Genomic DNA, 22,244 nt, shown 5'->3' on the forward strand with positions numbered 1-22,244 from the left:
TAACAATTCTTCTGTTTTGATCAAATATAGTATGCCTTTTGCACCAAAAACAAATAGAATATCTCGAAATTCTATGAATTTCGAGACGCGCAACAATATTTTAACCATCTTGTTATTAGATATTTACATGTTTTATTAATACGTCATGGACAAAATCAGAAAATGGTATCTTTATACCTTATTAAACAAAAACGGCATTACACAAAAAACCTTGAAACCACCTAAAACATATTTATTTTTTGATCTATTTTGTTTCAGAACTTTCTGTTTCTCTTTTCTTTTAGGAATACAAGTTTCTATTGGTCAAGTAAATCATTTTTCGATTCCTGATTCTTTGGTGGATTTAGATTATAACCAAGTATATAGATCATATCTAAAAACTTGGAAAGACACATTGCGATCCCAAACCTATTTATACACTTGCTTAAAAAAATCAATAGAAAAAAATGATCCTATAAAAATGGCACAAGCGTATTGTATGTTATCATATTATGCAAAAAATGAATCAGAAAAAATATCACTACTCGATCAATCTATAGATCTTAGTATTGGATTAGAGGATAAAATTTACCCTACTGAAGCATACTCATTTAAGGGAGGACATTATTTGAGAAAAGGAGATTTTATTTCTGCATTAGATAATTACCTTATGGCATTGAGACATGCCGAAAAAACAAACAATATTGAATATATATATATTACAAAACATAATATTGCTTTAATTAAAACGGATATTGGCAAATATGACGAAGCTTTGCCATTGTTTAGAGATAATTTTAGAAGAAATAGTACTCGAATTCCGATGGATACAGTTCGCTATTTAAAATCATCCATTGTTTTAGCAGAATCGTATCGCTACACGAATAAACTAGACTCTGCGTCTATGTATTACCAGAAAGGGGAATCATTACTAGACAAAAAAAAGCATCATCATTTATACGGTACTTTGGTATTAAATGAGGGTATTAATCTTTTCTACAAAAAAAAATATCGGCAAGCTTATGATAGTATCTCTAAGGGTATTTCTTTGTTGGATAAAAATAGTATTTCTGCCAAAAGACCCCATATTCTTGGTGAATTTTACTTAGGAAAATTACGAGCATTAGAAAAAAATAAAATGTCTGCACTCTCACATTTTCATACTGTTGATTCTATTATTCAACAAGAACAAATTACATTTCAGGAGGTTAGAGAAGGATATGAGTATATCATTAATTTTTACAAACAAACGGATAAAAAAGAAAGACAACTGCACTACATTAACAACTTATTGAAGTTTGATAGTATCAATACTAAAAAAACATCTTTTATGTCTTCTAAGCTATTCAAAGAATTCGACACTCCGCTTCTACTAAAAGAAAAAGAAACGCTAATCAGAGCATTAAAAGGAAATAATAAAAACCTTAATCTCATTGTTATTTTTCTTACTATTATTACTGCTGTTTCTTCTGTTTTTCTTTTTACCCAATATCAAAAAAGAAAAACATACCAACAAAAATTCGAACAACTAATCGATAAAAATACACGATCCAAAACTCCACAAAAAAAGCCTCAAGGTGAGATTGGAGTCCCTGATCTTATCGTACAAGAAATTCTACAGAAACTTAACCGCTTTGAAAAAAACAAACAGTTTTTAAAGAAAAATATTAGTACCGCTTCTTTAGCAAAAGACATAAAAACAAATACGAAGTACTTGTCTAAAGTGATTAATTATCATAAGCATAAAAATTTTGCAAACTACATTAACGATCTCAGAATCGAGCATGCAGTTATTGAGCTTAAAAAAAATAGTACGCTTAAACAATATACCATACAAGGAATAGCTGAAGAAATGGGGTTTAATACGGCAGAGTCTTTTTCTTCAGCTTTCAAAAAAAGTACAGGTATTAAGACTTCTTATTTCATCAAAAAACTTAATGAGTTGGACACTCAATAAAGCCGCTGCGTTCAGAATTCACTTAGATAACTTTATCGAAATTCCGGGAATACGGTGCAATACCTTATTGATTTATAGTATGTTTTATTTTTTTCAAGTGTATCTTTATACCTCAATTCAAGGGGAATTATACCAATTATTAGTTCAAATGAGCTTCAAAAGATAAGGTCGCTTTTTTTTATATATGACCGTGAAGGTTTCTGATAGGTCTGCTATCAAAAAAAGAAAATGTAAAAATAAAATGATCAAGTCTAACTAGCGCATTTTAATTCATTACTGGTATCAAAATTCATTTATCTTTTAAAACTTATAATCATGAAAAAAACAAAGGGAAAAAAATTAAGTCTCACTAAACTTAAAATCACAAAATTAAATCAGATGTCATCGATAAAAGGTGGATATACTGATAAAAGCGGAAGTCCAGGTTGTGCGGGTAGTCCCATTTTTATTTTGACACTTACGTGTGAAACAAAGTGTGATTGCACCAATCCATCTGGCCCCACTATTATTGTATGGGGCTAATGCCAGCACTTAAATTATACTTGTTTTACTTCCCTCAAAAAGTATCATTATTAAGACTACTTTTTGAGGGAAATTTATATAGCTAATTAATATTTAAAGTAATTTCTTTACTGATTTTGCCATTACTGATTTTGATGCTGTACGATCCTATTGGCAAATAATATTCTTCGTTAGTTCTTTTTTCTATGTTGTCATCAGGAAATTCTTTTTCGAGTATTTCTTTTCCTTTTTCTGTAATGGTCAAATCGTATGACACATAATTAAGTCCCTTTTCTACACTAGTAGAAAATCTCTGAAGCTCTTTTTTATCTTCGCTATAAATGGTTATCGTATATGCACCAGAAGTTGTTGCAAAGAATTGTATCGCCACTGAGGGTACAACAATACTGTCAAACCATTTGCTCCAAGAAACTCCCCATTTATCAGACCACTTAATAGCATCAAGCTCAAAAATATGCAGTGGTTCATTGATAATCTGGTCATTCATTTTTTGTATTGGCGCTATATTAGTCTTATAAATACCTCGGCCATGGGTTCCTAACAAAAGATCTTTTTCTTCTGGCTGAATCACTAAATCATGAATTGCTACATTGGGTAATCCGTCAGAAAACACATACCAGGTAGTTCCTCTATCCCATGATACGTAGGCTCCGTTGTCAGTTCCTAAATACAATATATTTTCGTTTTCGGGATCTTCTCTAATTACATTCACAGGAGACATAGGAAGATTACTTTGTAATGATCGCCAAGTAGCACCATAATCTTCACTTACAAATACATATGCAGTAAAGTCATCCCATCGATAACCATTTAATGTACAATATACTCTTTCCTTTTTGTGCGAAGAGGCAACAATTCTCGACACCCATAAATCCTTGGGGAAAGAAGTTGAGATTTTACTCCAACTAGCGCCAGAATTCTTGGTCATATATACCAATCCATCATCGCTACCTGTATATAACAACCCAAACTCAAATGGAGATTCTGAAATCGTAGTTAGTGTCCCAAAGGCCACATTTCCTTTTTTACCACCCATAGTAAGATCATAAGAAAGTGCCGTCCAATTATCTCCCTTATCCATAGAACGCATTAGTTTATTGGCTCCCATATACAAGATATCCTGATTATGACTCGATAATAAAATAGGTGTTTGCCAATTGAATCTATATGGGGATTCTCCTAGTTCATGTTTTGGTTGAATGGGAGTATGTTTTTTATTTTTTCTATTGATCCTAAAATAATTTCCGAACTGAAATCCTGTATATACTATATTGCTATCCCGATGATCAATCTGTACTTGCATACCATCGCCCCCCATGATGCTTTTCCATGAATAATGACCACTTTGATGCCATGACGGGTCTTCTTTCGCATTATTTGGTCCTACCCAAACGCCATTATCCTGCAGTCCTCCGTATACGTTATAAGGTTTTTCATGATCTATATTAATAGCATAAAACTGACCTACACTTGGTTGGTTTGCTTTTATCCAATTAGCACCATCATCATATGAGATATTTACACCACCATCATTCCCATTGATCAAATGCATTGGGTTTTGAGCATTTATCCACAACGCATGATGATCTGCATGTACATTACCACTATTGATACTCTCAAAGGTTTTTCCGGCATCTTTTGATTTGAGAATAGGTACTCCAGCTATGTAGATATGGTCTTTATTTATTGGGTTCACACGTATCAGAGCAAAATAATATCCATAACTGAAATATATATCATCTAAAAAGTCAGTATGTGTTTTTTTCCATGTAACACCTGCATCATCACTTCGATATACTTCTGCTCCTATTACAGGAGTATCAAATAACATTGAGTTAGCATCCTCAAGATATTTTACGAGATCATTGGGCTGTACACTCCCCTTGCGAACTAATTGTTTTAAATTATCAGCTCTATATTTTTCCTGAAACCCATTGGTTTTTAAGAAGGCATTTAGTTTTTTATCTTCCAATTTCAAAAAGTTAGTAGAAGACATTGTTTTAAAATCTTTTTTAGTTAGTCCTGTGTATGTTTCTTTATCTGTATCACTTTTATCGCGTCTATATTGATTGTCATGAACTGCATATAATGTATTTTCATCAAAAACGGCAAGCCCAATTCGCCCAACGCCACTACCTGTAGGAAAACCACTTTTGGCTGTAGAAATCTTTGTCCATGTATTTCCTGCATCTATACTTTTATAGATCCCAGATCCCTCTCCACTTCCTTCAAAATTCCAAGATTTGCGATCTTTATCCCATGCTGTTGCATACTGTATATTAAAGTTATCAGGGGCAAAAGCCACATCAATGATCCCTGTTTCTTTATTAATAAATAAAGTTTTACGCCAAGTGGCGCCTCCATCTACTGTTTTATATATACCACGCTCTTCATTCTCAGAATACAAATGTCCCACGACTCCTATAACTACCTCATCAGAATTCTTGGGATTAATCACTATTCTCCCTATATGATGTGAGTCATTTAGGCCTACATTTTTCCAGGTTACCCCCTTATCTATCGATTTTAAAATCCCAGTACCGGCGTATGAAGATCTCGAAGCATTATTCTCTCCCGTACCTACCCAAATAGTATGATTTTTCCAATCAACTGCTATGTCTCCTACATTTATAGTCTCGGCATTATCAAGAACAGGTTTAAACGTAGTTCCGTTGTTTTGAGTATACCAGAGTCCTCCTGAGGCATATCCCACATAAAACTCTGATGTATTATTCGGGTTTACATCAACATCAACTACGCGACCACTCATTACTGATGGACCAATATTTACAAAGGGAACATTACTTACTAATGAGGATGTTGCCATTTCTTTTTTAAGCTGTACACTTTTTTGTAATGCTGTCGAACTTGTGTTGGGTTGTTGAGAAAAAAGAAAAAATGAGGGGAAGAAAAAAAGTAATGATAGAGAAATTATTTTCATGTTGCAATATGTTAGTGGAGTTCAAAGTAGATATTGTGAATACAACCTCAAAACTTTTAGAGATTGTTTAACAATCTCTAAAAAAACTATTCTCATTAACCATCTAATACTTTTAAGTATTTTTGCGTATCTCGTTGTTTTTTAGTTAATTTATTATATACTAATCAAAAAAAACAACGTATTATGGAAGCTTATTTACCTTTAATAATTCAACTAATCAGTGGTGCCATTGGTGGTAATATTGCGGGATCATTGCTAAAAAATTCATCTTTTGGCAAAATAGGAAATTCTATCCTCGGAATTTTGGGTGGCGGCATAGGAGGGTACTTATTGAGCTTTCTGGGAATTGATACTTCTGGAGGAATGGATGTTTCAGGGATATTAGGCAGTGTTGCTGGTGGTGGTGTAGGAGGTGGCGTTCTAATGGCAATAATTGGTTTGATCAAAAAGGCAATTAGCAAATAATACTAATACTTAATAAAATCATAAAAAAAAAGGAACTTAAATCTTATGAGTTCCTTTTTTTTTGTGCCCAGAATAATAATCCTATTTTTGAAAAAACTGGATCCTGATACCACTTTCGCATATGAAAAAACTGTAATAAATTATCTCTTTCGATTTCTGAGAAAAAAGAAATCAGAATAGTTCGATTTGGTATTTCAGTAATTTTGTGTAAAATTGGCATCACACTCTTTTCGTATTACTGACTATAAGTCTTTTAGAAATAATAAAACATTACATTTCATGAAATACCATGCTATAAATAATACTCTTTTTATAAAAAATAGAGCGCGCTTTAAGGCACAGATGAAACCCAATAGTATTGCCGTATTTAACAGCAACGACATCTACCCCATTAGTGCTGACAGCACAATGCCATTTGAGCAACATAGAGACATTTTTTATCTAAGTGGTGTAGATCAAGAAGAAAGCATACTACTTCTTTTTCCTGATGCTCCCAAAGAAAAACATCGTGAGATTCTTTTTCTAAAAGAAACCAGTGAACATATTGCTATTTGGGAAGGAGAGAAACTAACCAAAGAGAAAGCTTTTGATACTTCGGGTATTAAAACTGTATACTGGCTTAAGGATTTCGAAAAAATATTTTTCGAAATTATGACACAGTGCGATACGATTTATTTTAATACCAATGAACATTATAGATCTAATGTAGAAACTCAGACTCGCGAAGATCGTTTTATTAGCTGGTGTAAAGAAAAATACCCAGCACATGCCGTTGCCAAAAGTAACCCTATCTTACAACGACTACGTGCGGTAAAAAGTCCTATTGAAATCGACCTTATACAAACAGCCTGCTCTATTACCGAAAAAGGGTTTCGAAGACTCTTATCATTTATTAAACCAGGTGTTTGGGAATATAATATCGAGGCAGAATTACTTCATGAATTTATTAACAATAGATCCAAAGGGTTTGCCTATACTCCGATTATTGCAAGTGGTGCTAATGCTAATGTCCTGCATTATATAGAGAATAATCAGCAGTGCAAAGAAGGAGACCTTATTCTTATGGATGTGGCTGCCGAATACGCAAATTACGCTAGTGACCTTACCAGAACGATACCAGTGTCAGGCACCTACACAGAACGACAAAGAGCTGTATATGATGCTGTATTACGCGTAAAAAATGAAGTAACGAATATGCTTGTTCCTGGTACTATCTGGGCAGATTATCATGTCGAAGTAGGAAAAGTAATGACCTCAGAGCTACTAGGGCTAGGGCTTCTAGACAAAGCCGATGTACAAAAAGAAGACCCGGATTGGCCTGCGTATAAGAAATACTTCATGCACGGTACTTCTCACCATCTAGGATTAGACACTCATGATTACGGTATTTTGACAGAACCTATGCAAGCTAATATGGTATTTACAGTAGAACCTGGTATTTATATCCCCGATGAAGGATTTGGTATTCGTATCGAAGATGATGTGGTTATTCAGAAAGAAGGTACTCCTTTTAACCTTATGGGATCAATCCCAATTGAAGCAGAAGAAATTGAAGAACTCATGAACCAATCATAGAGTTCTATTCATCATCTTCTAAAAAAATTAAATTATTGATTAAAAAACCGAGAGAATCCCCCGATTTCTCTCGGTTTAACCACATCAATACTAAATTCGCTACGTATTGTAGGAATTTAACTTTCTGGTTATTCAACCATTAATTTTTGATTAAATACTCCTCTAGAGTTTCTAATACGAATGATATAAGTTCCTGTATTATAATTGCGAACATCTAGATTCATAGTTCCTTTTAATGAAGAATGAAATATTTCTATTCCTCTAATATCATACACGCTTACATTAGATACTTCATCTAAGTCGTTCTGAATCGTAACCATCTCTGAAGAAGGGTTTGGAAATAGTCGAAGGCCATTCTGTGATATTACCTCTTTGTTTTTTGAGGCCGCATTCCTACTAACTACAGCATTTGAGTTTTCTGGATCACAATTTATATTTGAATATATCGATAATTCACCTGTGCCTAGTGTAGGCATTTTTGAATCTGCTATTGTTAACTCAAGTTCAGCCCCTTCAATTACTTCTACTCCTTCTTCTAAAGTAATTGAATTAGCGGATATTATTATTACAGGTTTTAATACATCAGGTGTTTTCATGTCATGGATACTGGAATAGCCAAGACCAGAAAAAGAATTATTTAAATGCGTAACATTTCCAGGTGTTCCGCCTTTCCAACCCGTTGTTATTCTATTCACTAAAGCAGAAGGGTACTTATAATCAAAAGCACTTATTTTTACATTGTTTAACGATATTTCCTTATCAGATTTAATATACTCACCTGTATTATTAAAATGCTCTGTTTGATCGTTCAAATCAAATGACTGATACGTCCAGGACCCGCCTCCACCAATAGAATTATCGGTTGCAATATAACCGTTGACTACCATATCTTCTGGTAAATTTACATCCTTAATTTCTTCGAACATCTCTACTTTGGAGTCAGGAAAAGTCTCTGATGAGTAATAAAACGGAGGTAGTTCATATATATCTTGTACTTCATTATACCCTATCTCTGATTGTGTTTTATGAACTACATCAATGTGATATCCTTTGGCTAAATAAAAATCAGGGATTAGATCGTCATCACTATAAAGCCCTGTGATTACTTTTACATATATTTTTGCATTTCTGGGAACGTTTAAGATGTGTCCTTTGAAATCCTCGACATCCACATACGGAGTTCCTATAATTAATTTATCGTCAACAGGATTTGATCCGTAAATATTAATCTTCCCATTTTCTACATCTGCCAGTAACGTATTTATTTTTTGAATTCTTAAGTCGCTAATTCCTGTAAAGTTTCCTGTTCTAGGAAATAACCATTCTTGATTATCTGTTAGTACATCTCTTTTGTCTACTTCTGCGATTAACGCAACTTTAATACTTTTTTCATCAAAATCCAACGAGCCATTTATATCTACAATTAGATCATTAGTTACTTTTATGGATTTATATTCTTTATATAAACGATAATTTTCATCCTTGAGGTTATCATTAGCAAACTGAGCATAGCTTGTTACAGAAGAAGGCCAATTTACATTTAATCCTGCTGGAGTAGTCCATTCATTGCTGAACCGGTTATCATAAATTCCTTCTGTATCATTATTTACTGTTACTCGGTGGCTTTCTTCTCTTTTTCGTATATATTCTTGATCATAATACACCTCATCGATTATAGGTGTATTCCTAAGGTTTACCACTCCTAGTGTGCAATTATAAAATGGTTGTTCTTCGAACAAAGTAACATTTGACATATCTATACCCGGAAGCGCAACATATATATCTAACATAGGAGCTTCAATTTCCATAGTGCCAGTGGCCGTCAAATCAAAAGTAGAATACACGGCTTTTACATAATTGGGTTGGGTGGCAACATCTTCATCTTTAGCAAAAAAACCTACTATTGTACTTACTCCTGTTAATATTGTTGAAGCAATAGCAGAACCTTCTGATATACCACTTAAGACTTTAGACAATTTACTATCATCTGTGGTAAAATTATGTAGCGATCGAATAATGCCTGTAACTCCATATGCTTGATTGAGTATCCTCTCTTTCTTATTCTCTATTTCTTCTGGTGTGCCAGAAAGATTGGATAATCTATCATTTTGAAAATCGCTGACTTTATCATATAATTCTACTGATTGTTTATTAATATCTGCTCTTATTTCTTCTGCTTTATCTGTTATTTTGGTAACTTTAGCAAGTGCCGCGTCAATTTCTTTGAATGAATCAGACCCTTCATCTGGCTCTCCCTCAATATCGTCTTGTTTTCCTCTCAACAAATAATCTTTTGTAACCGATTCTCCTTCAATAGAAAGTTCTATTACTGATGTAGCAACTGTCCTTAATGCAAAATGTATTTTTACATAATCGTAATTTCCCTGATCGGTATGAATATCTAAATTGGTCATGAACTCTCCCATGATCCAGCCTTTTTGTGTTAGGTTATCACTTCTATAATATACAATATCATCTCCTAGATCATTATTGGAGTCTAAGTACTCTTCAGATGCATAGGCCAAATCATCTCCTGTTGAGAATAATAAAGAATTTCCATTTCCATCGGCAAACTGCATACTAATCGCATATCCACTAGCCCATTGAGAACCTCCTATATCCAAGTATATAAATAACCTGACCATGCCAGAATACTTATTATACAATATAAAATAAGGTGTGTCCTCAGCAGAACTATATCCAAAATCTCGCTTTAGACAGACCCATCCTCTTGATTTTGTATAATCCTTGCTATCTCTTACTCTACGAATATTAGAAGGAACTCCTCCTTCTAATAAAGGGTTATCTAAAATGTCAATAGCATTATCTGCGCTAATGCTACCACTGGTGCGCGCATACCAATCTTTATTTTGAGTATCCTCCCAATCCCAATTTGCATACCCAGGCTCTGCATTATCAATCATAAACTGTTCTGCTTCGCTCGTTGATAATTGAGCATACGCAGTCGTAAGTATACTACCTAGTAGTAAACTTACTAGTATGAACTGTAGTTTCATGCTATAGATTAGTTAGATGCTAATTCCAATTTACTTAGCCTTTCTTGAAGTTCCTTATTTTGCTTCTGCAATGCTATCATATAAAGCGTTAATTCTTCTATTTTTTCCATTTGAAGGACTTGCATATTCGTGACATCTAGCCCTTCTTTTTCTACTGTTTCTGCAGAAGGGATATTTGGTAAATGTCCATGCTCAATAATATAATGCTCTACTTCTTCTAATGGTTTTAAAACATAGTCTGCTTTAAACACATAATCTGCCCAATTCTCAGACAATTGACATTTTAATCCCTCACTATAAATTTTGCCATCTACAGAAAGTATTGCATCAATAGCAGTCTTGGGTTCGAACCAACTTGTTGCTTTTGAGATGGCAACACGACTATTTAAATACGTTCCCTCAGAAAAGTCATTGAAGGCTGTATTTTCGTGCCATCTCCTTGGGTTTATAATTAACCATCTATTTGTATATTGATCTGCTTGATCCCAAGCAAAATTATAATCTTTAACAAGTAGTGCTGCATTAAAGGTATTTTGTCCGTGATCATTTAATCTTAATTCGCCAATACTCTCAGACTTATCGCCATGCCAGTCTACCAAATATTGTGCGTTTATTGTAGTCATAGAGAATAATGTGATAACAAAAATAATTCTCGAAATGTTTTTTTTTGAAATAGTTTTCATCTTATAATTATTTTATATGTGTAATGTTTGAGTTATGTACTTGAATGGTGTAATAAGGATAATTGTTCAAAAAATATTTATTTCAGTGTTGACACTGGTTATCCTGAGAAGTATAAAATTCTCCTTTACGCTTCTCAAATACGGTAGTTCTAAAATCTTTTAATGTATACTTTAACTGTAATTTATTTCATAAAATCGGTAAAAAACACATTCTTTTTTACATCATTTACACTAGTAAGTTTTAATGCTTTTGTTTAATGAATAATTAATTTTCCTGATACTGTTTGTTCGTTCGAAATAAGAGTAACTATATATATGCCTTTGTCTAAATAAGAAAAATCATACTCATTATCTGTTGAATCAAAATGACCGCTAAACATCTGAATGCCTTGTGAATTGAAAACATACAACAAGGCACTTCTAGAATCTGCACCAATGGTTACAAAACCAGAGGATGGATTGGGAGTTATTAAAATTGAACTTGTGTCCTCACTAGAAATATCAGCATAAGAAAGACTGTTATCAACAGTACGCGAAAGTATATTACTTGTACAATCTTGAGAAGACATGATCTGTAACTTACTCTCAAGTTCTGCACAAAAACCTACTCGCAATTCTACCTCATCACAATACTCAATATTAACTTCTGTGTTTGGTGGTATAATAACACTTCCACTGACACCTGGTTCACAATCATTTCCTAAACATGCATAATTCGTATGTATTCTAGGAGGTAGATCAGATGAATTACTAGTTATAAATGATGAATACCCATTCATAAATTCAATACGTCCAATCTTAGTATCAATACCATTACTAGCTTTTAGTACTAAGTATTTAGGAGGCTCTTTGCTTTCAATATATTGATATGATATCTTAAACGTTATTTCGTATTCATAAAATAGGATGTTTTGGTATTGAGAAGCTAAAGATGGATCCGCAAAATCCATCCCCAAAAAACTGTCTATTTGTCTAATAGTACTAATTTCTGTTCTAACCAAACCTTGATCTAATTCTTGGTTATTGGTAATACCATTTATCCACCCATCTCCACTACTTGAAACACCACATGCTACATAGGGCTCTCTATGCCTTGACGTATTTGTGATGAGCTGTTTATCTTCTATATCCTGGCTAGAAATGGCAAAAATCTCTAACCAATCCGAATGTAAACTAACATCAATAGATGATGTTAATAGTAATGTATAGGTCGAATTAAAATCTAAATGAACATTTTTTAACACGATTCTTGATTCTGTAAACCATTTTTCTGGTACTTGTGCAATACTACCTGGCCCTGAGCAATACGCTGGTATAAAGCCACTGTTACTATTAAAATTTAAAAAATCACCATTAGTAACTGTCTTGTGTGCATGTATTGTTTCCTCTTCATATGACGCAAAATTATCAGAAATAGCACTTGTACCATCGTCGTAATTAAGCTCGCTGTTTAACTGAGCAATAGCACTTTTTACTGTCAATAAGAGACTTAACACTATCCAATATCTATTCATTTTTTTCATGTTTTTTAGATTAAATAAAAAATCAAATACTTGCTAAGACCTTATAATTTGTTCTGGTTTTGGAAAGCGCATTCTAATCCCTTTTTTGAATTAACACTATGATTTCTCTGTCCAAGGTAATAACCGGTAATGCTGATTTCTCTATTTTCTAATTCGAAATATTTGTACCTCTTTGCACAATAGAATCTTCTTTTTTATACTGGTTTTTACGACTTTATTACACAGTTTTAAAACATAGTTCTGTTTAAATATGGAGAGTCAAGACCCTCCATATTTTTAATTCATATTGTATTAGACATTTGCGGGGAGTGGCATTTTCTATATGCCTATTTTTAGTCCTTTTTGACCTACCAAAAGTATCTTCTGCTAATAACTAATGATGAGATTTGATCATTCCAGGAAATACTTTTCCCAAAAGGTTTCCAATTCATGGTGTACTGGGTAAGATTACTCGCTGAACTTGTAAATCGTTGTCTTTTACCACCACAATATTCATGCTCGTATATAACAACTTTAATTAAAAATCCATAACTCTCCATACTAAACGAAGATATTCGATCATTCCAGCCATTACCAAAAGAAGAATTCACCGAATTTACTTTGATTGAGTCATCGTTATCAGCATTGATTGTATATTGTGCACCACTGTAGTTGGCATTACTATAAAATGAGCATTTTAATATGCCATCTTTTTTATATTCTGGAATTAAAAGTTCGTATTTTGAATACACTTCTTTTCTTTTTTTCTCTATTTCTACACCTGTAGATTCGGTAGAGGTAAGAAATTTTTCCATTTCGGCTTCTGCCAAAATTTGTTGTTCAGATTCAGGAAACATTCTTATCAATTCATTAAAGTATTCTTCGTCAGTATCAAATAGATAAACATCTCCTTTTTCTTTTAAATCATATACATAATTCAATGTACTTTGAGTTGCTACCAAATTTGATAAAAAAAGTGCGTCTTTTTCATTATTTGTATCTAAAACGTTTCCTTTATAATGGACTATATTATTTTTTGAAATCTGGTTTACATCATCGATTTCTTCATTAATTTTTTCAGTACTACAAGAGAAGATTAAAATGGTGCTAATAAGGAATAAAATATTACTTAGTTTCATAATGTTAGTTTTTTAGTTTTATGTTGTGAAATTTTTTTTGGCAATAGAAATAAATCTTTTCAGAGATACTTCTAATTATGTATTGATCTTCAATCACATTTATCTCATGTTTTTTGAAGATTTTTTTAACGAATAAGGAAAAGTATACTACCCAAAATTTAATGTTTCCTTTTTTTTAATGAGCATTTAACAAAGCCTTGTTTAAATATTTAAACCAGTCAGAGTAATTAAATTAAGGGTAGTATTTTATTATTTAATGATTACCTTTTGTGTAATTATTTTAGTTTCAGAAAGAACTTTTAGTATGTATAAACCAGAAGGCAAAAAGCTCACGTTCTCTAATGCGCCATCCTTTGCTATAGATTCATAAAGGATTTGACCATCATAGCTCATTACCACAAAATTAAACGCTCCTTGTATCCCGGTTTTTAATAAAATTTGTCCATTACTAGGGTTAGAGGTTATAAAATTACCTATTGTAGATTCTGAAATAATATATTCATCTTTGCCAGAATACTCGTCTAGATTAGCTGCAGTCTTTTGTGCCATCTTTGCCAACTCATTAAAAGGACACGCTTCTAGAGACGCATCAATAATTGCTGTTAATTTTGCATTGTGATTAATGGTTACACCTGGTGTAAAATCAATACATTCTGCAGCGGTTAGATTAACACTGGCATACGAATTAAGTATTACTTCTCCTGATTGATCTGTTATCCAATGATCTCCATTATTATTCTGAGGCATTGCTCCAGAAACCCTAATTACAGAAGCCGAGGAGTAGTCGTTACCTTCATCAGATTGAGAAAATGTTATATCCTGAACTCGTACTTCGTCCATCATCATTTCCTGAAGCAATATTTGCCCCAATTCATCATCATACCTTCCTACCTCATTACCATCAAGAGAAGTAGCTGTATCGGTGATAGAAAACGTATGTAATCCGTTATAACTGGATGCACTAAAATTTTGATATACATCATCATCATAATAAATACGATCAAATGGTGAATACATTTCTAGAATATTTCTCCAGTTTTCCTCTGACTGTGTCTGCCCAAACTCCATAGAATATTTATTTGGATGTATCCCAAAAGCGCTCAACGTAGGGATAAAAGAATGATGACCATTTCCTGAAACTTGTCCAAATCCTTCACTTTGGATACCTCCTTGAGAGTCTAAAGTGCCTCCGTTTAAATGAGAATATGGTGTAAAAGTACCCGAAAAACTTTTGTTAATATCAAAACTCAATGGACCATCGTATATGATATCTGCTCCAAATAATCTAACGATCATATTCGCTCTAAAATTATATACTTGTCCATGCCCATTCGGCTCTGCGTTTACTTGTGATTCTATATGCAACCGCATCCGTCTACTTAGAAATTTGTCTTCGTATAAATACTCATCAACCGACCAGATCTTACTTCCAGGAGAAATACCTGATAAACCATATTGTAAACTCCCATTAGTCAATGCAATATTGGTACAGTTTTCTGGATAGTACGAATCATCCATTTTGGCCTGTAAATCCTTAAACCATTGGTGAGAATCGTCTCCCTTATAATACAGAAGAAGTTGCTTAGCAGCAGGGTTATTCAACTTTCTCAATCTTGATGCCACAATAGGTTTCTTTTCTTGCACCTGATCAGAACTAGATAATAGCGATTGATTTAATACCGTCGATAAATCTTCTACTAACAATTGAAGCCCTACAGGAACATTTGCTCCTTTTTGAGGAGAATCAACACTTAAAAAAAGTTTGGTTAAATGTTGTTTATGAAAGCCATCTTCTTCTGGGTCAAAAGTCCTCTCCATTTCTACCAAAGCCATTCGAGCTACTAATCCTCCCATACTAACCCCTACTACCACATTTTCGTGATTTCCTTCTTTGGTTCTATTGATATCTCTGATTACAGCTTCTAATACTGCGGCATTATTTTCGATAAAATCTGCACCATCTCCAAAGTTTACATACACGACCTCAATTCCTTTTGAATTCAAGAGTCTTCTTGTGTTGCCGAACACCTCTTCAAAATCGTCTAAATTGAAATCATTGTTGGCATCAATTCCTTCTACAATAATTACATACCGGTCTCCTTTTTCGTTACCAGGTTCTTCATCACACCCCCAATAAGTATAATACTCACATCTACCCCAAGTTTCATTGTTCCAACTTGGATCGTCATTTCTAACTCTTAATTCTGACATTGGAGTAGAAGTTTGAGCCGATAAAAGGTTCATGGTGCTAATAATCAGTACGAGCACCTGTGCTAAATAGTTTTTCATGATTTCTTTTTATTTAGTTAAAAAATCAATTCTTATTATTTAGCAGATTGTAACAACACTACTTCCTTCTTTAATGCTTCTATTTGCTTGTTGGCTTCAATCATATAAAGAGTAAGCTCTTCTACTTTACGAAGTAATACATCATCCATTTCTCCTACGAGATATCCGTTTTCTTTAAAATCTGCAGCAGATGGTATTTCTGGTAAGTGTTTGTTTTTGGTAACAAATGTTTCTACTTCTTCTAATGTGCGTAATTTGTAGTCGTCTTCAAATACATAATCAGACTCAGGAACATCTCCTACCACTTTTAGAGCTTCTACAATCGCTTTTCCGTTTACCTGAAACTTATAATCGGCATATTGAGATTGTATATCTTCTTCTTTCATATTAACAAGAACATGCCCATTTTGAGTAAGTGCTAAGGTCTGCCAAGAAGAAACACTTGCGTATCCATCTAATCCTTTAAAAACTAAACTTCCTCTATAATCTATTTCGGATTTGTAATCGTCTCCGTCTTGATACGATTGAAACGAAAGTTTATGTGAATCACTGGTGTTTTTTCCTAGGACTAATTTATCATTAATGAATGTTTTTCCGTTAATCCATGTTCTACCATTTACTGCCAAGATAATGTCGTTCGTAAAAAAATCAGGAGTTTCCCAATAAGGACGGTTTCCTATAGCTACCCTACTATTTAAATAGGTTCCTTGTGCAAAATCACTAATCCCATTCGAACTAGACGTATTTAGATAAAGAAAATCTCCTGTATGACTGGTATAAGATGCTAAAGCCCTATTGGGAGTTCCGTTTTCATTACCTACACCCAACTCTAGTTGAGCTCCCATACGTATTCTGTTTTGCACATATAAATTTCCTCTCCAACCGGCATCATCTACAACGTTTATATTAGGCCCCAAGTTTTGACCATCACTGTATTGAGCTTGGACAGATACAATAATAAAAAAAAGACAGATAAGAGTTAATTTTGTTCTCATGATGTTAATGTTTTAAATTGAATAAATAATTTGTGTTTTGTGTTGAACTAAATTATCTATTATCTGTAGAACATTAATTACTCGAAATCGTCTTTTGAGTATTCGCACATGACTTTTGAGTATTCGTAACCTAGATATAAAATCAACAATTTATTTTAGAAAAAACCTGAGTTTTTTTTCTATAAGAAATAGGAATTTCTTCACCTGATTTCATTGTAAGACCTGGTTTAGCGCCCCTACTGAGAGAAACGACATAATCCTTATTGATTAGATGAGATTGATGAACTCTTATAAAAGAGGTATCGTGTATTAGTTTTTGCTCGATAGACTTTAATGTCATTGAAACAGTTATTTTTTTATCACTATTTAAAAAAAGGTGTGTGTAATTACTCTCACTTTCACAACGCTGAATTTGATTAAGCTTAATTCGATGTACTTTGTCCATACACTGAATTAGTACTTTTTCTTCATGTGGATTTTTTTCTAACAGTGATTTTTTTAATCGATCAATACTACTAACAAGTTCATCACTATCAATAGGTTTCATGAGATAATCATGTACACCTTTTCTAATAGCTTGAATCGTATATTGTGAATAAGCAGTAGTAAAAATGATTTTTATATTCGTAGTATCAATTCTGTTTAATAACATAAACCCATTCCCATTTGGCATTTCAATATCCAGAAAAACGATTTGCGGTTTATATGTTTCGACCAGAATTATTGCTTGGTCAATACTGTTTCCTTTACCAACTATCTCTATTTCTGGGCAATACATGTCTAGTAAAACACCTAGCGTTTCTATTGCAAGAGGCTCATCATCCACAAGGATTGCTGTAAGTTTTTTATTCATACATCAAGAATTTTATAAGGTAAAAAAAACTCCACTATCGTTCCTGTAAGATCAGGATTATTTTCATTAATATTTTTTATATCAAAAAAATAAGGTTTTTTATACAGTTGGCAATGAAGCTCTAAACGTTCTCGCGTAATACGCATACCGGTGGATTTATGATTCTTTTTTTTCTTAGTAGGATCATATCCAATTCCATTATCTTGAATAGAGCAATATAAAACGTCTTTTCTCTTCTCAAGTAGTACGATAATTGTTCCTGCACCCTTTTTATGCATAATTCCATGCCAAACAGCATTTTCTAAAAAAGGTAAAATCAACATGGATGGAACAAGTACTTTCCCTGTTTCAATTTCAGATTTATTTTTTATTTCATAATTCAATACATCTCCAAACCTTAGCTTTTCTAATGCTAGATACCCATCTATCGCTTTCAATTCATCTGTAAGGAACACTTCTTTTTCTACTGAACTGTTAAGGACAAAACGCATTAACGACGCAAATTTTGATAAGTATTTATCGGCTTGTGTTGTTTCTTTTTTTAAAATATAGTTTTGAATAGAGTTCAACACATTAAATATGAAATGGGGATTCATTTGTGAACTTAATGCCTGACGTCTTAGTTCCTTATTCGCGATATTTAATTCTGCTGTTCTAAGTTCAACCTCTTCTTCTAACTTTTGGTTTTGGGCGGCCAAAACTTCATGATATTTCTTGTGTGCTTCTATAGCTTGTTTTCTAGATAACTCTTTCTCTTTATTAATAGTATTGATTCTATCTCCCAGAGCAAAGGATAATAATACTCCTTCAAACATAGCTCCTAGTAATGGTGCTTGTTCTGCAAAAATCGTAAAAGTAAAAACTCCATTGACATATAACAAAAAATAAATACCTGAGAACAAAAAAAACAACCAACCGGTCAAAAAGAAATACGCTTGTCTTTTTTTCTTAAAAACTAAATACAATGCCTTACCAAATAACCAAAAAGCTCCGAATAATGTCCCCAATAACGCAATGCTTCTAGACAGTTCATATACCCCAAACCACCCTAAAACTATTGCTATTATACAGAATATAACCAGTACTAAAGAACCTATATTCCAAATTGAAAGTTTAACATCAATTTGTAAAAACCGATATGCAAAGGGTATGATACCCAAAACAATTAATGGTGCTAATTGGCTAATAATAAAGTTAGGAAACCAATCTATCTCGGGCCAAAAATAAAAAGTAGTAAACCCATGTCTATTGGTTTGAGATATTAATAGAACTAACAGGTATACTAAATACATTAAGTAGTTCGTATCTTTTATAGATATATATACAAATAAATTGTATAGAAACAATGCAATCATCACCCCTACAAATAGAAAAAAGAAATTATCAAATGTTTTTAGGGAGCCTTCTACTTGGGTTTTTGTACCAATTCTCATTGGTAAGATTATATTTTCTTGAGACTTAACCGCCATCAAGTACCGTGACTTTTGTTTAGCACCCAGCTCAAGTTGAAAATGATGAAACTGATGATTGACTTCTCTGTTTTTAAATTGATGCTCATAACTTATTTTTTTCCAGTCTACATTCTTCTCGGGTGTTATTTTATACAACTTTACCGAGTCTATTAACGGCATTCTTATTTGTAACAAGATCTCTTCGTTAGAAGACATGTTTTCGAGGTCAAAATAAATCCAGACTACTTTATTTGTTGTTCCAAAATTGAGGGTTTTCTTATTTGAAGGTTGAAATGATTTTAGTTGATCCAAAATAGAATTAACATCATTCCATTCATTAGTTTTTAGGTAATAAAGATGCTCGCCAATTTCAGTTTTTTCTCCGGTAAACCTATTTAAATCAGATGAAAAAACATTACTAAATGAATAGCACATCATAATTAATAGAATGTATCTATACATAATCTTGTGTCAATAAATTATTCAGTTTATATATCAATAAATCCTTGATAAAACTACAATATTAATATAAGTCAAGGATCCTATTTTTATTAAAAGAAACAAAGTATTAATTGCACCTTTTTTTGATACTTATTTGATCTTATCAGTCCTGTTTGATATAAGAACTTTAACTACTCAGGTTTTTATAGAAATATGTAATTTCTATTGAATTATGCTTTTTTTATCATTTCTCGAAGTTTCCGACTCTAACTAGTCGATTAAAATTAATAAAAGATAGGTAACTGATCAGAAGACTACTCATAAATAAAAAAACCGAGAGAATACTCCGCGCTCTCCCGGTTTTAACCACATCAAAATTAAATTTACTACAGAAGTAGGAAATCTATTTATTTTTATTTTGCTGGTTTCTGTGATAAGGATCGCTTTCATTCTCTATCAAATTAACTTCACTATTCTCGGTTTACTCTTAAAGAGTAATTCAAGACTTTATTTAAATAGTCTTACCTCTAAAAAGAAGATCAAAAATCGCGTATACACACAATTGAATTGCATTTTCATCACCCATTACGATCTAAAAACTATTAGTTCTTTTTGTAAAACCAATTCATGTTTTATTGATAGGCTTGTGTAAAGAAATAACAATAGAAGACAATACAATTTTCTTTACTATAGAAATGCTTAACAAAATATCAATATTCTGAAAATCATCATTTTACACATTCTTTGCATTTTTGTAAAAACCCTTAACATCTTTGTAAAACCCTTATTAATAAAGGCACAACACTGTTTTTAAAACAACTTTGCAAAAAATGAAAAATTCTTATTATTAAGAAATTTCACAAAGATGTTACCTTATAAAAACACCTTTCTAGTTTTGTAATAAGCAATCAACTCAAATCACCTTTGGTCGAATACTACAATCTTGTTATCATACATTTCAGATAGAAATTACGCCTCTATAGTATCTAATGTTTCTTTCAATACATTTTAAAAACACCATGAAACTAATCATTAAAGAACCTATATATGAGCGGTACAAATTAATTTAAAACAATACAATTATTGTATGGATGTCCTCATAAAGAGTTAAAGGAAACGGTAAGAGTTTTAAATATGAACTAGCTAAATATCGTTTATGAAAAAACTACTACTCTTCAGTAAATTCTTTAGCAATTTTTCGGTAAGCGCTTGGGGTGGTATCCTCTTGTACTCTAAAAACCCTGTTAAAACTATTGGGGCTATTAAAACCAACTGCATATGCAATTTCACTGATGCTATTTCGCGTACATAGCAACAGCCTTTTTGCCTCTCTAAGACGTAGATCATTAAGATAGCTTTTAAATGTTTTGCCCAAATCATCATAGAGAATTTTTGAAACAGCACGTTGAGAAATGCCTGTTGCTTCGGTAACGCTTGAGATAGAAAGATCCGGTAAGTGATAATTTTCTGCTATAAAATTGATAACCGAATTTTCTTCAATACTTTTATGATCTTCTAACGGTCGTTGTACATAAGTCACTACCACTTCTTTTTGTCGTTTTTTCTTTTTCTGGTTCGCCCAGAGCAATCCTACTACTATATAATATATGAAAAACAGTAATAAAGCAGGCGCCAAATATTTCCAATAATTTTTGTAAAAAGTAATACTCTTAACAGTGACAAGCCCTGGAGGTCCATCTGCATCAATATGTGCCAAAAAACTCAAATTATAAGCAACTGACCAATTAGGCGCTGGTAATTCACTTTCTGAAATGTTGTAATCCTTGAACCACCAATTTGGTGTTCTCGCATCCTTAATATACACCATATATTCAGATGTATCTCCTGCTACATGTATCTTTAATGTATTATGGCGATAAGAAACCGGGTCAAGAGTGTCTGATATCTTAGGTTCGAATGTGTTAATAGAAAAATCTATGTTTTTAACATTTTTTGTACTCAAATTAAGTTTGACACGATCATAATCAGACATATCAAAATAGTCTCTCAATTCTTTCTGATCTAACCGGTTTCCTCTAGGAAGATTAAAGGTAAAACCAGCATAAGGCTCCTCATATCCTGATTTTACATATAGCTCAAAAAAAACGAAGTCATTCATTTGCTTCATTATCACAAACGAATTACCATCATACTTTTTATCAGAAAAAGTATAATACGCTCCTTTGTTAGCAGGATCTGGGTATAGAATTGTATTTGGTCTTACAAATAGATAGAAACAAAAAGCTACCAACAATACCAGGGGTAGAAAGTAAACTACATTTTTTTTATTCATCTATACAAAACACTTAACTTTTATTACTCACAAAACATTGAAAATCAAAAATATGTCAAACTAATGCACATACGAACTTCATTAGATAAATATAAGTTGCTCTTAGGAAACCTCAAAAAAATACATCTTATTTTTACTGAGG

General features: G+C 32.7%; 14 protein-coding genes. 4 read left to right on the top strand and 10 right to left on the bottom strand.

The genetic code is table 11. The annotated features are described in order from the left end of the window. Positions 1–145: 145 nt before the first annotated feature. Positions 146–1,936, top strand: a complete 1,791-nt coding sequence (locus tag DZ60_RS0111230) for an AraC family transcriptional regulator (protein WP_025742167.1) — start codon at positions 146–148, stop codon at positions 1,934–1,936. A gap of 315 nt (positions 1,937–2,251) precedes the next feature. Next, positions 2,252–2,458, top strand: coding sequence for a hypothetical protein (locus DZ60_RS0111235; RefSeq protein ID WP_025742168.1), 207 nt, complete (start codon positions 2,252–2,254; stop codon positions 2,456–2,458). 82 nt (positions 2,459–2,540) lie between these two features. Here DZ60_RS0111235 and DZ60_RS0111240 read toward each other — a convergent pair whose 3' ends face one another. Next, positions 2,541–5,399, bottom strand: a complete 2,859-nt coding sequence (locus DZ60_RS0111240; protein WP_025742169.1) for a beta propeller repeat protein — start codon at positions 5,397–5,399, stop codon at positions 2,541–2,543. A gap of 183 nt (positions 5,400–5,582) precedes the next feature. On the opposite strand from DZ60_RS0111240, the gene DZ60_RS0111245 reads away from it, so the two are divergent. Both DZ60_RS0111245 and DZ60_RS0111255 read left to right on the top strand, forming a co-directional pair. After that, positions 5,583–5,864 (top strand): hypothetical protein, encoded by a 282-nt coding sequence (locus DZ60_RS0111245; RefSeq protein WP_025742170.1) that lies wholly within the window; start codon positions 5,583–5,585, stop codon positions 5,862–5,864. Positions 5,865–6,143: 279 nt separating this feature from the next. Then, positions 6,144–7,439, top strand: coding sequence for an aminopeptidase P family protein (locus DZ60_RS0111255; protein ID WP_025742171.1), 1,296 nt, complete (start codon positions 6,144–6,146; stop codon positions 7,437–7,439). A gap of 128 nt (positions 7,440–7,567) precedes the next feature. Here DZ60_RS0111255 and DZ60_RS0111265 read toward each other — a convergent pair whose 3' ends face one another. From DZ60_RS0111265 to DZ60_RS0111305, 9 genes are all read right to left on the bottom strand, one after another. Further along, a complete protein-coding gene (locus DZ60_RS0111265) occupies positions 7,568–10,456 on the bottom strand; it encodes a T9SS type A sorting domain-containing protein (protein WP_025742172.1) in 2,889 nt (962 codons plus the stop codon). Between the two features lie 8 nt (positions 10,457–10,464). Further along, positions 10,465–11,139 carry a hypothetical protein gene (locus DZ60_RS22965; RefSeq protein ID WP_025742173.1) on the bottom strand — a complete coding sequence of 225 codons (675 nt, stop codon included), beginning with the start codon at positions 11,137–11,139 and terminating at the stop codon, positions 10,465–10,467. A 254-nt stretch (positions 11,140–11,393) separates the two neighbouring features. Beyond that, positions 11,394–12,653 (bottom strand): T9SS type A sorting domain-containing protein, encoded by a 1,260-nt coding sequence (locus tag DZ60_RS0111275; RefSeq protein WP_161634395.1) that lies wholly within the window; start codon positions 12,651–12,653, stop codon positions 11,394–11,396. A gap of 356 nt (positions 12,654–13,009) precedes the next feature. Next, entirely contained in the window at positions 13,010–13,780 is a 771-nt protein-coding gene (locus DZ60_RS0111280; RefSeq protein ID WP_025742175.1) for a hypothetical protein, read from the bottom strand. A 249-nt stretch (positions 13,781–14,029) separates the two neighbouring features. Then, the gene (locus tag DZ60_RS0111285; protein WP_025742176.1) at positions 14,030–16,069 is read right to left on the bottom strand and encodes a T9SS type A sorting domain-containing protein; all 2,040 of its coding nucleotides are present in this window, start codon (positions 16,067–16,069) and stop codon (positions 14,030–14,032) included. Between the two features lie 35 nt (positions 16,070–16,104). Continuing rightward, complete coding sequence (locus tag DZ60_RS24245) at positions 16,105–17,064, bottom strand: hypothetical protein (RefSeq protein WP_025742177.1); 960 nt, start codon at positions 17,062–17,064, stop codon at positions 16,105–16,107. 142 nt (positions 17,065–17,206) lie between these two features. Continuing rightward, entirely contained in the window at positions 17,207–17,917 is a 711-nt protein-coding gene (locus DZ60_RS0111295; RefSeq protein ID WP_025742178.1) for a LytR/AlgR family response regulator transcription factor, read from the bottom strand. After that, the gene (locus DZ60_RS0111300) at positions 17,914–19,830 is read right to left on the bottom strand and encodes a 7TM diverse intracellular signaling domain-containing protein (RefSeq protein ID WP_081740474.1); all 1,917 of its coding nucleotides are present in this window, start codon (positions 19,828–19,830) and stop codon (positions 17,914–17,916) included. Before DZ60_RS0111300 ends, DZ60_RS0111295 begins: the two co-directional genes overlap by 4 nt. Before the next feature lie 1,147 nt (positions 19,831–20,977). Next, on the bottom strand, positions 20,978–22,102 hold the full coding sequence (locus DZ60_RS0111305; protein WP_025742180.1) for a helix-turn-helix domain-containing protein: 1,125 nt from the start codon (positions 22,100–22,102) through the stop codon (positions 20,978–20,980). Positions 22,103–22,244: the final 142 nt, after the last annotated feature.

Origin of the sequence: Aquimarina pacifica (assembly GCF_000520955.1) — a bacterium.
Classification (GTDB): Bacteria; Bacteroidota; Bacteroidia; order Flavobacteriales; family Flavobacteriaceae; genus Aquimarina; species Aquimarina pacifica.

Coding starts and splice junctions, on each gene's coding strand:
- DZ60_RS0111235 (WP_025742168.1), top strand. CDS start 2,252: ATGAAAAAAACAAAGGGAAAAAAATTAAGTCTCACTAAACTTAAAATC.
- DZ60_RS0111230 (WP_025742167.1), top strand. CDS start 146: ATGGACAAAATCAGAAAATGGTATCTTTATACCTTATTAAACAAAAAC.
- DZ60_RS22965 (WP_025742173.1), bottom strand. CDS start 11,139: ATGAAAACTATTTCAAAAAAAAACATTTCGAGAATTATTTTTGTTATC.
- DZ60_RS0111275 (WP_161634395.1), bottom strand. CDS start 12,653: ATGAATAGATATTGGATAGTGTTAAGTCTCTTATTGACAGTAAAAAGT.
- DZ60_RS0111300 (WP_081740474.1), bottom strand. CDS start 19,830: ATGTATAGATACATTCTATTAATTATGATGTGCTATTCATTTAGTAAT.
- DZ60_RS0111245 (WP_025742170.1), top strand. CDS start 5,583: ATGGAAGCTTATTTACCTTTAATAATTCAACTAATCAGTGGTGCCATT.
- DZ60_RS0111280 (WP_025742175.1), bottom strand. CDS start 13,780: ATGAAACTAAGTAATATTTTATTCCTTATTAGCACCATTTTAATCTTC.
- DZ60_RS0111255 (WP_025742171.1), top strand. CDS start 6,144: ATGAAATACCATGCTATAAATAATACTCTTTTTATAAAAAATAGAGCG.
- DZ60_RS0111265 (WP_025742172.1), bottom strand. CDS start 10,456: ATGAAACTACAGTTCATACTAGTAAGTTTACTACTAGGTAGTATACTT.
- DZ60_RS0111295 (WP_025742178.1), bottom strand. CDS start 17,917: ATGAATAAAAAACTTACAGCAATCCTTGTGGATGATGAGCCTCTTGCA.
- DZ60_RS0111305 (WP_025742180.1), bottom strand. CDS start 22,102: ATGAATAAAAAAAATGTAGTTTACTTTCTACCCCTGGTATTGTTGGTA.
- DZ60_RS0111240 (WP_025742169.1), bottom strand. CDS start 5,399: ATGAAAATAATTTCTCTATCATTACTTTTTTTCTTCCCCTCATTTTTT.
- DZ60_RS24245 (WP_025742177.1), bottom strand. CDS start 17,064: ATGAGAACAAAATTAACTCTTATCTGTCTTTTTTTTATTATTGTATCT.
- DZ60_RS0111285 (WP_025742176.1), bottom strand. CDS start 16,069: ATGAAAAACTATTTAGCACAGGTGCTCGTACTGATTATTAGCACCATG.